Source organism: Paraburkholderia ultramafica (assembly GCF_902859915.1).
GTDB classification, from domain to species: domain Bacteria; phylum Pseudomonadota; class Gammaproteobacteria; order Burkholderiales; family Burkholderiaceae; genus Paraburkholderia; species Paraburkholderia ultramafica.
The window spans coordinates 38,566-52,041 of record NZ_CADIKK010000002.1; the positions used below are offsets into that span (position 1 = coordinate 38,566).

13 protein-coding genes and 2 pseudogenes are annotated in these 13,476 nt (G+C 62.5%); 5 read left to right on the forward strand and 10 right to left on the reverse strand.

Translation table 11 applies throughout. The features are described 5' to 3' along the window. Position 1: 1 nt before the first annotated feature. The 9 genes from HV744_RS02190 to HV744_RS02230 all read right to left on the reverse strand — a co-directional run bounded on the left by HV744_RS02190 (position 2) and on the right by HV744_RS02230 (position 8,667). Positions 2–319 carry a DUF4148 domain-containing protein gene (locus HV744_RS02190; protein WP_175147932.1) on the reverse strand — a complete coding sequence of 106 codons (318 nt, stop codon included), beginning with the start codon at positions 317–319 and terminating at the stop codon, positions 2–4. A gap of 233 nt (positions 320–552) precedes the next feature. Next, positions 553–2,076 carry an alkaline phosphatase family protein gene (locus HV744_RS02195; RefSeq protein WP_175147933.1) on the reverse strand — a complete coding sequence of 508 codons (1,524 nt, stop codon included), beginning with the start codon at positions 2,074–2,076 and terminating at the stop codon, positions 553–555. Positions 2,077–2,267: 191 nt separating this feature from the next. Beyond that, positions 2,268–2,960, reverse strand: a complete 693-nt coding sequence (locus HV744_RS02200) for a hypothetical protein (RefSeq protein WP_175147934.1) — start codon at positions 2,958–2,960, stop codon at positions 2,268–2,270. Then, the gene (locus tag HV744_RS02205) at positions 2,960–3,316 is read right to left on the reverse strand and encodes a glycosyl hydrolase 108 family protein (protein ID WP_175147935.1); all 357 of its coding nucleotides are present in this window, start codon (positions 3,314–3,316) and stop codon (positions 2,960–2,962) included. Before HV744_RS02205 ends, HV744_RS02200 begins: the two co-directional genes overlap by 1 nt. 54 nt (positions 3,317–3,370) lie before the next feature. After that, on the reverse strand, positions 3,371–4,858 hold the full coding sequence (locus tag HV744_RS02210; RefSeq protein ID WP_175147936.1) for a tetratricopeptide repeat protein: 1,488 nt from the start codon (positions 4,856–4,858) through the stop codon (positions 3,371–3,373). A gap of 353 nt (positions 4,859–5,211) precedes the next feature. After that, the gene (locus HV744_RS02215; RefSeq protein ID WP_175147937.1) at positions 5,212–5,478 is read right to left on the reverse strand and encodes a hypothetical protein; all 267 of its coding nucleotides are present in this window, start codon (positions 5,476–5,478) and stop codon (positions 5,212–5,214) included. 454 nt (positions 5,479–5,932) lie between these two features. Continuing rightward, positions 5,933–6,796, reverse strand: coding sequence for an ABC transporter permease (locus HV744_RS02220; protein WP_175147938.1), 864 nt, complete (start codon positions 6,794–6,796; stop codon positions 5,933–5,935). A gap of 16 nt (positions 6,797–6,812) precedes the next feature. Beyond that, the gene (locus HV744_RS02225) at positions 6,813–7,607 is read right to left on the reverse strand and encodes an ABC transporter ATP-binding protein (RefSeq protein ID WP_007178237.1); all 795 of its coding nucleotides are present in this window, start codon (positions 7,605–7,607) and stop codon (positions 6,813–6,815) included. Between the two features lie 40 nt (positions 7,608–7,647). Further along, on the reverse strand, positions 7,648–8,667 hold the full coding sequence (locus tag HV744_RS02230) for an ABC transporter substrate-binding protein (RefSeq protein ID WP_175147939.1): 1,020 nt from the start codon (positions 8,665–8,667) through the stop codon (positions 7,648–7,650). Between the two features lie 270 nt (positions 8,668–8,937). Here HV744_RS02230 and HV744_RS02235 point away from each other — a divergent pair, with 270 nt between their 5' ends. The 5 genes and pseudogenes from HV744_RS02235 to HV744_RS02255 all read left to right on the forward strand — a co-directional run. Further along, complete coding sequence (locus HV744_RS02235; protein ID WP_175148195.1) at positions 8,938–9,615, forward strand: response regulator; 678 nt, start codon at positions 8,938–8,940, stop codon at positions 9,613–9,615. Next, positions 9,605–10,999, forward strand: a complete 1,395-nt coding sequence (locus HV744_RS02240; protein ID WP_175147940.1) for a sensor histidine kinase — start codon at positions 9,605–9,607, stop codon at positions 10,997–10,999. Before HV744_RS02235 ends, HV744_RS02240 begins: the two co-directional genes overlap by 11 nt. Positions 11,000–11,152: 153 nt before the next feature. Beyond that, positions 11,153–12,193: an ABC transporter substrate-binding protein gene (locus HV744_RS02245; RefSeq protein ID WP_175147941.1), complete on the forward strand. Its 1,041-nt coding sequence runs from the start codon at positions 11,153–11,155 to the stop codon at positions 12,191–12,193. Between the two features lie 64 nt (positions 12,194–12,257). Next, positions 12,258–12,407: pseudogene (locus HV744_RS02250) on the forward strand (sensor histidine kinase); the annotation flags it as partial. Next, positions 12,402–12,530: pseudogene (locus HV744_RS02255) on the forward strand (GlxA family transcriptional regulator); the annotation flags it as partial. The pseudogenes HV744_RS02250 and HV744_RS02255, both read left to right, overlap by 6 nt. A gap of 38 nt (positions 12,531–12,568) precedes the next feature. Here HV744_RS02255 and HV744_RS02260 read toward each other — a convergent pair. Then, positions 12,569–13,393, reverse strand: a complete 825-nt coding sequence (locus tag HV744_RS02260; RefSeq protein WP_175147942.1) for a DNA-binding transcriptional regulator — start codon at positions 13,391–13,393, stop codon at positions 12,569–12,571. Positions 13,394–13,476: the final 83 nt, after the last annotated feature.

Sequence of the window (13,476 nt, forward strand, 5' to 3'; positions counted from 1 at the left end):
CTTACTGGCCGAAGTAGATCGACTTCGCACCGCTCGCCGGAACCGTATGGCCCGATTGCGACGAGCCGCTCACCACACCGCCGAAGCTGCTTGCTGCCGCTTGTGCAGTACCGTTTTGCGCGTCGACGCGAGCTTGCGCGGCCTGGATGTCAGCCGGATAGTGCGGGTCGGCGTGACCCGGTTGATAGCCGGCCTTTTCGAGTTGGACCAGTTCGGCGCGCACCTGGGCGCGGGTCACCGGCTGGTTGGACTGCGCAAACGAAGCAACAGGAGCGGCCAGCACAGCGGCGATAACAACAGCTTGAATGAGCGATTTCATGATGAACTACCTCCAGTTCGGTTTTTGTCTTGCTGCGAACGATCTCGTTCGTAGTCAGTGATTACATTATGATTTTGCGACCTGGAGAGAGTAATCCCCGATTCAGGTATTGTTTGTTGCGGAATTTGAGACAAACAGGCGGAACTTTCGCCTGATGAAGGTTTGCGGCCCAACCCAATCCCCACGGCGTTGATGTGGCACTGTTCGGGAAACGCCGCCCCGGCGAATGTTGGCTAGCCTTGCCGCGTCGGCGGGACCGCGTCTTTGAGTGGCACGCGTGCGGCATCGTGAACGGATTGCGACAGGCGCGTGAAGGCCTCGCTGGTGCGCGCATCGCGTTGGTCTTTCGCTTGATAGAAGTCCTTGCTGAGCCACTGTCCGAAACTCATCAGCGCCGAACCCAACGCGCTTTTGACGCGAACCCACGCATTCTCGGTACGGACAAGCTGTGCAGCCGACTCGACGACATTCGTTGCCAATCGATCCAGTTCCGCGTGCAGATAATCGGCGAAATGGTGCAGGCCATGCTGATTGCCGTTGCAAAACTTCTTTTCCAGTTCCACATGTTCCGAGATCAACGATTGATTGGTCACGCGGATAAAGGCCGGCGTATCGGTGCGCGCCACGCCCGTGGAGCGAACCGCCAGACCGACGCTTGCCGCGGCCCGCGTGCGATTGCCGAGCGGCGGGAGTTGCCACTTGTCGCAGAGGTATTTCAGCAGGCTGCAATGATCGAATTGCGCGTGGCACACGCCGGCATCGCACCACGGTGACACCAGAATGGCGGGCACGCGCACGCCGAGCTGGGTGAAGTCGAAGTTCGCGGTGTGTTCGTCTGGCGCGACCGCGTTTGAAGGCGGCACGACGTGGTCGTAAAAGCCACCATGTTCATCGTAAAGGATGACTAACAACGTACGTTCCCACAGTGCCGGATTGGAGCGCAGCGCGTTGTAGGTATCCGCGATCAGCTTCTCCGCCTTCATGATGTTGTGAGGCGGATGATCGTCGTTCTGCGCTTCGCCGAAGTATTTCGGCTCGATGAGCACGAACTGCGGGAAAGCGTCGGCGGGACCGGCCGCGTCGCGGAAGAACGTGTCGAACAGCTGATAGTTGGCGAGATTCTCCGCCCGACGCTGATTCTTCAATAGCAGCGATGCGGGAAAGTCGTAGAAGTAGATCTTCCACGTTTTCTGTGCGGCATTCAGACGGTCGAAAATCGTGTCCTGGTCCTGCTCGGTGTACCACGTCGGATTCAGCGCATCGAGTCCGGCGGGCATCTCGACCTGGCCTTTCGACGTACCCGTGAGTGCGAAATAACGGTTCGGCCAGGTTGGACCCGGCAATGGCGCAAACCATTTGTCGCACACGGTGAATTGCGCGCCCAGCGTGTGCAGCGCGGGCAGGAAGCCGCGTGGGTAATAACCCATGATGTCTTGCCGCGCGGCGAGGCTGCTGTTGGGGTAGTCGTTCGCGAAGGATCGAACGAAACCGCTGTTGTCCGCCGCGATCTGAGCCAGCACGGCTTTGTGCCCGTGATCCGGATCGAGCTTCATCTGCCGCTCGCGCGTCTCACGAGGGAAGAACGTGTGGCCTTTGCCGTCGTCGTTGGATTTCGCTGCCGCGTTGCGTACGCCATCCAGGCCATCGTGCACGGCGTCCAGGCAGCCGAGCATTTGATCGAACGAGTGGTTCTCCATCAGCAGCAGGACAACGTGGTCGATCGGGTCTTTCTGCGCGCCGTCGTGAACATCACTCATCTTCATCGCTCCAATGATGGATTGGATGGATTTTGTGTGCGTACCGCCGTGTCAGTCCGACCGTTTGAACTTGCCGGCGTTGCAAAAGTAGCGCAAAACGCGCTGCGGCGAAAGAGTGCTGTTGCGAACCGACGATGCACGCGGCGAGCCGTTATTGCGTCGCGTGCATTGTGTGAGTGACGAACGGCCCGTCAGTTGCCGGAGAATATCGGACCCTGTCCGCCCGGCGCGAACGGCTGAAGTACTTCGTGCGGCAACGAGGGCGCCGCGGGTTGCGTACGCGCTGTCGGTGGCGTTGCCGGTTCCCGCAGCGTGACCGCGCCATCCGGCGTAATCGGCGCGCTTGGCTTGGCGAGCAGTTCGGTTTTTCGCATCGATCCAACCGATGTGCCGAAGTAGTAGCCGATGATGCTGATCCACGCCGTGCCCAGCGCGCCGACGATCACGTTGACGAGATCCTTGTTGGTCCCCGGCAAAGGCTGCAACGCCATGAGCAGCAGAATGCCGAAGAAGCCCGTGGTGACGGCCATCGCGAGTACTTTGGGCACCCAGTCGCGGTTGACGGTCCCCATCGTGCCCGCGTTGGCCCGGTCGTCGGTTTCGATGCGCGCCATTTCGTATTCGTGCGCGAGTCTCACCTGGGCGGCGGTGACCATCAGTTGCTGCAGCTGCAGCGAGTTCGCGCTTTCCGCCTGCCTGATTTTCTCTAGCGCGCCGGGGTCGTTCAACGCGGGCTCGACAAAGGCCGGGTCGCTCGGCGTGCCGAGCGCATGCGAGATGATCGCCGCGGCGGCTATCACGCCCAGCCCGACCGGACTGCCTACGAGCCCGGCGAGAAGCGGGGCGGTGCTGCCGATGTTTGCCGCAACTTTTGACCAGTCCATTATGCTGCTCCAAGAAGAAGATTTGCGGCCATTCTTTCGGTCCATCCGCGGCTGAAGTGTGTCCACGTATGCAGGTTGCGCAGATACCGCAGCCGATAGGCGACGAAGCGCATGACGAACTTCATCGAGTCCGCGCTTTTGACTGCGTCCAGGGTGTCCGGGCCGAACTTGCCATCTTCTTTCGCACCGGACGCCTTCTGCATCCACAGCACGACCAGGCCGCCGTTGTAGCCCTGACTGCGCGCGACGCGCGCCGTCACGCCCCACATCGTTTCGCCACCCGGATCGGCCGGATTGAAGCAGTAACCGCCTTCGTTTCCGATCAGAGCCTTGAATGCGTCTTCGAAGCTGTCCATCGACTATCTCCTCTGCGGCTGTATGTACGACTTGAACACCGGATGCTTGCACGGTTAAGCCTTCGGCATCGCGGTCGATCCGGCTTCGCGTGGTGCTTCAAGTGAGGCTTGAAACGGAAGTGCTGCGGGCGGATTCGAAACGGGTTTGACTCGCGCACCGGGCTTCGGCGCGTCGGGCTTCGGCGTATCGGGGCCGCCGTCGTCCTGAACCGCGTCGGCGAGCCGCGCCAGATGACTTTCGCGGGCGGACAATGTGCCCTCGTCGAGCTGCAACGCTTGCGCGTATTTGCGCGAGGCGTCACGCAGATCGCCTTTGCGATCGAGTGCGCGGCCCCATTCCGCGTACGACGGCGCCAGATCGGGGCGCAACGCGACAGCACGGGAGAGCTTTTCGATCGCCTCGTCGTATCTGCCGACGCTGACGAGCGCCTCGCCCCAGTCGTGCAGATTGTCGACGGAGTCCGGTTTCATTCTGTCAGCCTGTTTGAAGGCGTCGAGTGCTTCGGGATAACGATTTGCATGCAGCAGCACGTCGCCGAGCAGACGCAGATTCTCAGCCGACTTCGATTTCTCGCTCGCTCCGGCGCGCAATGCGTCGAGTGCGTCGTCGATGCGATGCTGCTGTTCGAGGGCAATCCCAAGACTTGCGCGCAGCACCGCCGAATGCTTGTACACGGTCAGCGCTTCACGGGTTTGCTGTTCCGCCTCTTTCGATAGCCCCTGATTGGCGAGCAGCCACGCTTTGCCGGCGAGCGCCCATTCGCCTTGCTCGGACGCGGGCAGTGCCAGCACTTCGTCATAGATCGCGACGATCTCGTTGTAATCGCAGTGCGCCAGCGAACATTTGGTCTTCTGGACCTGCGTATAGAGATGACTGGCGAGAATGTTCGGCTCGGCGAGACGCATGGCCTTGACCGCGATCTCATGCACGAACTTATCCAGATCGCGTCCCTCGAACGGCACCGTGCTCTCGCGCGAGTTGAACGGACCGCCTTCTATCTGCACATGAGCAACATACGAATCCACGCTGTCGTTCACTTTGGTGATGCCGACATGCACGACCACGTCCGTGCGCTTGAGGACGCCCTTGATGAAGCGGACCGTCGACGCGTAAGACATCTCCTGACCGGGAATCTGAATGTCCGGTTGCGCGTCGTTGTCGGTCAACGTGTCGTGGGGAATGGAATCGGCATCCTGACCGATCACCCGCATCGAGGACATGATCCGCTCGGCGAGGAAATTCGACGTGTAGCCGCGCTCCGTTAGCGACTGCGGCGTTTCGACCGGCGGCACCAGCAATTGCCGCGTGAGCACGCCATGCAGTACGAGGCAGAAGAAGCCGATGGCGAGCAGCACGACGAGCCACGGAAAAACATACGGCCACAGTTCCTTGGGACAACGGCCGATGAACCACGCGGTGCGCAACCCGAGCGGCACGAACCCCGCGCAATGGCGACGCCTGCGGCGACTCGCGGCGTTGCCCTGACGGAACGGCCGGCTTCGCCAATTCATGGGCCGGTTTTGACTCTGCGCACTCGACATGACACACCTCGTTTCAATCGACGTTGGCAACTGCACGACTGGGGTGGCAGCTTGACACGCATCGACCGTGCCATTGCGCGCCGGCCCTTATGCGACGGGCGTGCAGGCTTTTACGGGCAGGGCAAGTGCGGAAGAAGTGTTGCGCGCGGGCCAACGGATGCTGGCCAGAAGTTTTCCGGCAACAGACACAGCGTGGAGGAAAGCCCCACGGCGGAGACGGCAAAAGCGCGATCAGGAAAATCGGCTTCGAGTAGACGCCGCATTCGCTTCGTACTGGGAGAACGAAGCAAGTGCGGCGTTATTCATGCGACGCCGCGGATAGCCGACGCATCCGGCCATCGCGGCGTGACCTGTCAGTTGCCGCCTTTGAACAGTTCCTGTAAGCGCGCTGCTTCGCCGTTCTTCTGCGATTGCTCGAGCTGCTGATAGACTTCAGCCCGCGTCAATCCCTGCGCATGCGCGGGGCCTCCCGACATCGACATGGTCGAGGGCTGGCCGCCGACCGCGTCGGCTGCTGTCGGCTGAGCCTGCGCGGTAGTCGGCGCACTGGCGTCCTGGGCGTGCGCTTGCCAGGCGAACGCGCAAACGAGTCCGCCTGCGATGATCAAGGCCTTCTTCATGTCCATCTCCTTCAAACCTTCGGCGCCGCGCGCGCGACACCTCATTACGAAAGTCCCGTCAGGCTGGTCGGCAAAACGGCCGGGCGACCTGGCGTGACACGGGGCGCGGACGATCACCGGCTTCCTTGTCGAATGCCGGGCAGCGCACCAGAGAGATGCGGCATCGAACGGATTCGGATAGCAAGGAAAGGTGCGTGCTGAGGCTTCGCTGTCCGGAGACGTACAGGGAGCCGGTTTGTCTGCGCCATGTGAGGGAGACGGCGAGGTGGCAGTCAAATTAAAGTATTAATCAGCCATCCTGAATGGGTGTATGGCGGAAATTGGAAAGATGCAGGTGGCGTCTCGATGTTGCCTTACTTACCTCTTTCACGCTGCATAAAAAAATGCCGTTCAGTCATTGACTGAACGGCATTGAACTCTGTCGCCGTGTACTACACGGCCCGCCACGGCTCGCTTAAACCGCTGCCGGCCGCCACTTCAACAGGCGCTGTTCGATTGCGGTCAACAGATAGTCGGCAGCTAGTGCGACCACAGCCAACACAATCATCGCCGCGAACACGCCGCTCGCATTGAAGGCGCCTTGCGCGGTGGAGATCAACAGGCCGATACCTTGCTTCGAGCCGAGAAACTCGCCGACCACCGCACCGACCAGCGCGAATCCGAAGCTCACATGCAGGCTGGCGAGAATCCAGCTCAGTGCCGATGGAATCACCACTGAAGTCGTCACCTGACGGCGCGACGCGCCGAGAATCTGCGCATTCGCGATCATGTAGCGATCGGCTTCACGCACACCCTGGAAAGCGTTGGCGAACACGACGAAGAACACCATCACGACCGCCAGCGCCACCTTCGACGCCATCCCGAGACCCAGCGCAATCACGAACACCGAGCCGAGCACCACGCGCGGGATCGAGTTGGCGATCTTGATGTAGAGGCTGAATACATCAGACAACAACTTGTTGCGGCCGAGCACGATGCCGCAGAAGATGCCGGCCACGGAACCGATAATGAAGCCGAGTCCGGTTTCTTCGAGCGTGACCCACACCTGCGTGAGCAGCGGACCTTGCGAGGTGCCGTTCACGAACCAGTCGACAATCTGATCGAAAATCGCGGTCGGCATGGAGAAGAAGAACGGATCGATCCACTTCAGGCGCGCGGACAATTCCCATCCGCCGAGTACGACCACCAGCACGAGAATGCGCAGCGTGATCACCAGCGCATGACGTTGCCGGATGCGTTTTTGCGCGACGCGTTCGACATGGGCGAGCGACGCGGTGTCGATGCCCGACGGCATCATCTGTTGAGAGGTAGTAGACATGTTTGCCGTTCCTTGATTAACCGATCTGCACTTCTTCGCGCAGGTCGTGCCAGATGTCGCGCGAGATTTCGATGAAACGCGGGTCGTAGCGAACCTCCGACGTGACGCGCGGACGCGGCAGATCGATTTCGTACACCTTCTTCAGCGTTGCGGGGCGCGCGGTCAGCACGAACACGCGGTCGGCGAGCGCAATCGCTTCTTCGAGATCGTGCGTGACGAACACCACCGAGCCGGCGCCGCCCCACAATTGCAGCAGTTCGTCCTGCATCAACGTGCGCGTTTGCATGTCGAGCGCCGAGAAGGGCTCGTCCATCAGCAGAATTTCCGGCTTGTTGATGAAGGTCTGCGCGAGCGCGACGCGCTTGCGCATGCCGCCGGACAGTTGATGCGGATAGTGCTTGCCGAACTTGTCGAGGCCCACGCGGCGCAGCCATTCGTTGGCTTCGTCGTACGCGGCCGATTTCGACCGGCCGCGATACAGCGGGCCGGCGGCCACGTTGTCGAGCACCGAGCGCCACGGGAACACGGCATCGGCCTGGAACACGAAGCCGATGCGTGGGTCGATGCCATCCACCGGCGCACCCATCACGCGCACTTCGCCAGTGGTGGGCTTCAACAAGCCGGTGATCATGCTGAGGGTGGTGGATTTGCCGCAACCCGTCGGGCCGACTACCGCGACGAATTCGCCGCGCGCCACCGACATGCTGAAGTCGCGCAACGCGATCGTCGCCTTGCCGTCCGGAGAAATGAAACGGCACGACACGTTGCGCATCTCGATCGCTGGCGTATCGCGTGACATAGGTTGATTCATCGGCTGGTGCCTCGCTGTTCTCGTGATGTTGAAGATGACGTTACTTCGCCGCGGTCTTGACCGGCGCCGACACGTAGTCGTTGGTGTAGGTCTTGGCGAGATCGATGTGCTTGCCCTTCACCGAAGGATTGAACGCCGACAGTACTTTCAGCACGGTATCCGGGCCGTCGACGGGCATCTTGCCGTCCTTCGTGAACATCGGCAGCGACGCCTTCAGCGCGCCGACGTACAGGTCCTTGTTGTTGCCGTAGTAGTCCTTCGGCATCTTCGCGGCGATCTCTTCCGCGCTATGCGCCGATATGAAGTTCAGCGTTCTGGCGAAAGCGTGCGAGAGCTTCGCGGCATCGTCCTTGTGCGACTCGGCCCATGCGCGCTGCACGTAGAAGCTCGAAGCCGGATACGTGCCGCCGAGCGCGGCGCGCGTGCCTTCCAGCGTGCGCATGTCGACCAGTACCTTGGCGTCGCCGGTCTTCAGCAGTTGCGAGACGGTCGGCTCGGTCGTCATGCCCGCGTCGATACGGTTCTGCTTGATGGCCGCGATAAAGCTGTTGTCCGCGCCCACCGGCAGCAGCGTGTATTGCGTCGACGGCACGCCCGCGCGTTGCGCGAGGTATTGCGTGAGGAAGCTCGTCGACGAGCCGAGCCCGGTCACGCCGAGGGTCTTGCCCTTCGAATCGGCCATGCCTTTGAACGTGTCGGCCGCTTTGGTGGAGACCATTTCCACTTCACCCGGCACCTGGCCGAAGATCACCAGCGCCTGCACTTCCTTGCCCTTGCTCTGCAGATCGATCGTGTGGTCGTAGAAGCCCACCACGCCTTGCACCGCGCCCGCGAGCAGCTCGTTTTCCGCGTCGACGCCCGCCGGTTGCGAGAGGATCTCGACGTCGAGGCCTTCGTCCTTGAAGTAGCCGAGCTGTTCGGTGAGCTTGGCCGGCAGATAGATGATCTTGGTGGCGCCGCCTACCATGATGGTGAGCTTTTCGGCGTGAGCGGCGGCTGAAGCGGCAGCAAGAGTGAACGCAACACCTGACACAGCGACAATCTGGCGCAAGGTACGCATGAAGCAGTCTCCTTAGGTTTGGTCGCCGCGGCTATGGCGTGCGGCGCTTTCTGGGTGAATGACGGCGATTATAAAAATCGGAAACCTTCTGGCAGCTTTCGGGGAGGCGGGCAAATCATGGGTGTTAACCCGCAACCTCGCCGCAACTTCGTTGAAACCCCAGCGCAGCCGTGCCGCAGGCGCGCAAACGTATGCCGCAAACCACACGTGAAGCGCGCAAACCCCTTGTTTTACGGCACAATCGACGGCCTGACTTTTGCCGTTCCCGCCATGAAGCTGCTGCTGATCGAAGACAATCCCACGCTGGCGCACTGGCTCGCGAAAATGCTGGAGCGGGAGGCGTTCGCGCTCGACGCGGTGCAGGACGGCGACGCGGCCGACGGCCTGCTGCGCACCAATCACTACGACGTGATCCTGCTCGACCTGAATCTGCCGAAGCTGTCGGGCAAGAACGTGCTGCGCCGCTTGCGTCAGCGCGGCGACGCAACGCCGGTGCTGATTCTGACGGCGAGCGGCTCGATCGACGAAAAGGTCGAGCTGCTCGGCGCCGGTGCGGACGACTACCTGGTCAAGCCATTCGAAGTGCGCGAGCTGATCGCGCGGATCAAGGTGGCGATCCGCCGCCAGTCGCCGTCGAAGGCGAGCGAGGTGGTGTGCGGTGATCTTGCGTTCGACATCGACACACGCCAGTTCACGCTGAAGGGCGCACCGCTGAACGTCACGCCGCGCGAGCGTTCGGTGCTCGAAGCGCTGATCCTGCGCCTGGGCAAAACGGTGACGAAGCCCGCGCTGGTCGATGCGATCTTCACGCTCGCGGACGAGCCGAGCGAGGACGCGGTCGAAATCTACATCTCGCGTTTGCGCAAGAAACTCGACGGCAGCTCGGCGGCGATCGTCACGCTGCGCGGGCTCGGCTATCTGCTGCGCAAGAAAGACGATGACCAATAGCCTGCGGATGCGCCTGCTGTGGTGGCTGCTGGTGCCGCTCGCGTTATATGTGTTCGTGACCGGCAAGGCCGAATACGACAACGCGCGGCGTACGGCGGATCTGGTGCAGGACAATCAGCTGATCTCGTCGGCGCGGATGATCGCCGGTGAAGTTGAATGGATGGACGGCTTTTTGCGCGTCGACGTGCCGCCCGCCGCGCTCGAGGTGTTCGTGTCGCCGTATCGCGACCAGGTGTTCTACAGCGTGCGCGTCGACGACGGACGGCTGCTCGCGGGCACGCCGGATTTCCCGCCGCGTGCGCTGCAGGCGCCGGACACGCCGGACCATTACGACACCGTGCTGCAAGGCCAGCCGGTGCGCGCGGTCGGCCTCGTGCGGCTGATGTACGACAGTGGCGCGACGCGCCGCGTGCGGGTCACGGTCGGCAAAACGGTGCGTTCGCGCGACGCCATGGCTCAGCAATTGTGGCAGCCGCAACTGGTGCGGCAGCTCGAAATGATCGCGCTCGCGGTCGCGCTGGTGTGCATCGGACTGACGTTCGAATTGCGGCCGCTGATCAAAGTGAAAGAGGAAGTTGCCGACCGCGACCCGATGCAGCTCGAACCGATTCGCGTCGAACATCTGCACACCGAATTGCGGCCGATCGTCGAAGCGATCAATCAGTGCATCGCGCGGCTCGGCGTGCAGGTGGCCGCGCAACGGCGTTTCATCGCCGACGCCGCGCACCAGTTGCGCACGCCGCTCACGCTGCTCGGCACGCAGTTGCAGTTCGCGCGGCAGCAGGACGGCCTGAATCCCGCGCTCGACGAAGCGCTTGCCGCGATGCATCGGAGCAATCGTTCGATGGTCGGGCTAACCAACAAGCTACTGTTGCTGGCGCAGGCCGAAGCCGCCGACAACACGCAGCTCGCCGTGGAAACCGTGGACCTGGTGCCGTTGGCGATGGAAGTCGTGGAGGACCTCGCGCTGCTCGCCCAGGCTCGCAACATCGATCTGGGCGCCGAACTGAACGGCGCCGCGCCGGTGGCCGGGCATCGCGGGATGCTGCAGGCGCTGATCGCCAATCTCGCGGAGAACGCGATTCGCTACACCGACAGCGGCGGCCACGTCACGGTGGCGGTCAATGCCGACGCCGCTACCGTCACCGTGAGCGTGCTCGACGACGGCCCCGGCATTCCGGCCGAATCGCGCAGCCGGGTGTTCGAACCGTTCTTCCGGGCGTCGACGGATACGGAGGGCACCGGCCTGGGGCTCGCCATCGTGCGTGAGATTGCCGACGCCCATCACGGCGAGATCAGCCTCAAAGCGGGCGAGGGCGGCAAGGGCGTGCACATCGGCGTGTCGTTTCCGCGTGCCAGCGCGCAGCGGCCTCAGATGCCCTAGGTCCGCCGCGCTAGAAATTACTCGGGACAAACCCGCAATCAGAACGAGAAACGCAGCGGCGAAAGCTTGGAGAAGGACTCACGCCGCTGGAATTTGGGGAGGCGATCCCTCGGGCGCCCGCCGCGGATGCGGAGCACAACGGAGACACCCACAATGAACCGTCCCTTGACGCGCCTGTCGTGCGCCGTCCATGCCGTTGTCGCGGCAGTGCTCACGCTCGGCCTGTTCGCGCGACCGGCGGTGCCGGTCCGGGCGGCCGCGCCCGAGAAAGTCGTCATCATGGTGGGCGGCATCACCAAGTTCGTCTATCTGCCGGCGCGCCTGGCCGAGCAGCTTGGCTACTTCAAGGAGGAAGGGCTCGACGTCGAGCTGCAGTCGCAACCGGCGGGCGTCGACGCGGAAACCGAATTGCTCGCGGGCGCGGTGCAAGGCGTGGTGGGCTTCTACGACCACACGATCACTCTGCAAGCAAAGGGCAAGGAAGTGCAGGCGATCGTGGTGTTCGGCCACGTGCCGGGCGAAGTGGTGATGGTGGCGCCCAAGGCCGCCGATTCGATCAGAAGCATGGCTGACGTCAAGGGTAGAACGCTCGGTGTGACCGGGCTCGGGTCGTCGACGAGCTTTCTCACGCAGTACCTCGCGCAACGCGCGGGCGTGCCGTCCACGCAATACACACTGCTGCCCGTCGGTGCGGACAACAGCTTTATCGCGGCGCTCAAACAAGGGCGCATCGACGCCGGCATGACGACCGAGCCGACCGTCTCGCAACTGCTGAAGACCGGCGGCGCCAGGGTGCTGGTCGACATGCGCAATGTCGACGGCACGCGCGCCGCGCTCGGCGGCACGTATCCCGCCGCGAGCCTGTATATGCAGAGCACGTGGCTCGACAAGCATCCTCAGGAAGCCGCCAAACTCGCGCGCGCCTTCGTCAAGACGCTGCAATACCTGCATACGCACAGCGCCGAAGAAATCGCCGCACACATGCCGAAGGACTACATCGGCAACGACAAGGCGCTCTATGTGAGCGCGCTGAAGGCGTCGCTGCCGATTTACACGGTCGACGGCAAGATGCCCGCCGATGGACCGCCGACGGTGCTCAATGTGCTATCGGGTTTCAATCCGTCGGTGCAGGGGCGTCACATCGACTTGTCGCGGACCTTCACCAATCAGTTTGTCAATGACGTGAAGCCTTGAGAGGAAGCCGGCCGCGCGGCCCGATCGATGCGCGCCAGCCTGCAGAAGAGAGGATCGACGCATCGTGTTCACAGGCAGCTTGCGCGGACGCTTGCTATGGTGGCTCCTGCTGCCGCTGGCGGCGTTCGTTTCTATTTCCGGCGTGATTTCGTACCGCTTTGCGCAGACCACGGCCGACCTGGTGCAGGACAACGCATTGCTTTCGTCGATGAGGCGAGCGATCCTGCTGATGGAGCAGCACATTGGGCAGCCGCTCAGCTTGAGCGAACTGGCGCATCGACTGGAGATGTCCGTGCGGCAAATCGAGCGTGCGAATTCGGGCGCCAACCCACCCGCCACTCATCACGGCTCACCCACCCCGACCCTCGAGCGCGGCTAGCGCGTCCCTCGCGCTTTGCCTGTGCTCCCCGCGGACGCCTCTGCTTCCAGTCCCTCGATCATCTCGCGCGCAGCAGTCTGAAGCTCGGGCACGAAGCGCCGTTTCGCTTCCGCGAGCGTGACCGCGCGTGAAAGAAACACCACGTTCAGACTCGCCAACACGCGCTGCTCGGACACGATCGCAACAGCCACCGCGCCGATCTTGCTTTGCGCGGACCAGTCGCCGTGATTGGAGCCGAAGCCATCTGTGCGCACCCGCCGCACGAGGCTGCGGATGAACGCGTCGTTCGACGCGAGCGCTTTCTGTTCTTCGCCGCCCGCGCCTGAGCGCAGCAAGTCGAGAATGTCCGCGCGCTCACCATCGGAACACATCGCGAAGTACACGCGCCCGGCCGCGGTGAGCAGAATCGGCAACCGGCGCCCGACCATCGAACGGTGAAACGACAACGTGCTGAAACGGTGGGTCGTCTCGCGGATGATCATCGCATCGCCGTCCGGCGTCGTCAGATCCGAAGGCCATGCAACCCGCTGGAGCAGCCGCCCCATGATCGGTGGCGCGATCGTCGCGATTCGTTCGTCGTCCGTAAAACCTTCGCTCAATGCCCGCACCTTGAGCGTCAAGCGGAAACTGTCGTCCGACGCGCTGCGTCGCACAAAGCCTTCCTCCATCAGCGTTTCCAGCAGCCGCCGCGCGGTGGTGCGATGCAGGCCCGTCAGATCGCTGATCTGCTGGCTCGTGGCGCGGCCGCTATCCATCGAGTTGAGCGCCTGCAACACCTGCAGCCCGCGCGACAGACCTCTCACATTGGTGTATTGGGTCACCGGAAAATCCTATTTAAATCAACTATGTGCATTCTATGCACAATTTCCACAATTTGTTGAGCGAGCAGGGGAGCAGTCCTAGA

Bases quoted from the DNA above. Each gene is read 5' to 3' on its own strand.
- HV744_RS02245 (WP_175147941.1), top strand. From the start codon at position 11,153: ATGAACCGTCCCTTGACGCGCCTGTCGTGCGCCGTCCATGCCGTTGTC.
- HV744_RS02220 (WP_175147938.1), bottom strand. From the start codon at position 6,796: ATGTCTACTACCTCTCAACAGATGATGCCGTCGGGCATCGACACCGCG.
- HV744_RS02225 (WP_007178237.1), bottom strand. From the start codon at position 7,607: ATGAATCAACCTATGTCACGCGATACGCCAGCGATCGAGATGCGCAAC.
- HV744_RS02235 (WP_175148195.1), top strand. From the start codon at position 8,938: ATGAAGCTGCTGCTGATCGAAGACAATCCCACGCTGGCGCACTGGCTC.
- HV744_RS02240 (WP_175147940.1), top strand. From the start codon at position 9,605: ATGACCAATAGCCTGCGGATGCGCCTGCTGTGGTGGCTGCTGGTGCCG.
- HV744_RS02205 (WP_175147935.1), bottom strand. From the start codon at position 3,316: ATGGACAGCTTCGAAGACGCATTCAAGGCTCTGATCGGAAACGAAGGC.
- HV744_RS02230 (WP_175147939.1), bottom strand. From the start codon at position 8,667: ATGCGTACCTTGCGCCAGATTGTCGCTGTGTCAGGTGTTGCGTTCACT.
- HV744_RS02200 (WP_175147934.1), bottom strand. From the start codon at position 2,960: ATGGACTGGTCAAAAGTTGCGGCAAACATCGGCAGCACCGCCCCGCTT.
- HV744_RS02210 (WP_175147936.1), bottom strand. From the start codon at position 4,858: ATGTCGAGTGCGCAGAGTCAAAACCGGCCCATGAATTGGCGAAGCCGG.
- HV744_RS02215 (WP_175147937.1), bottom strand. From the start codon at position 5,478: ATGAAGAAGGCCTTGATCATCGCAGGCGGACTCGTTTGCGCGTTCGCC.
- HV744_RS02190 (WP_175147932.1), bottom strand. From the start codon at position 319: ATGAAATCGCTCATTCAAGCTGTTGTTATCGCCGCTGTGCTGGCCGCT.
- HV744_RS02195 (WP_175147933.1), bottom strand. From the start codon at position 2,076: ATGAGTGATGTTCACGACGGCGCGCAGAAAGACCCGATCGACCACGTT.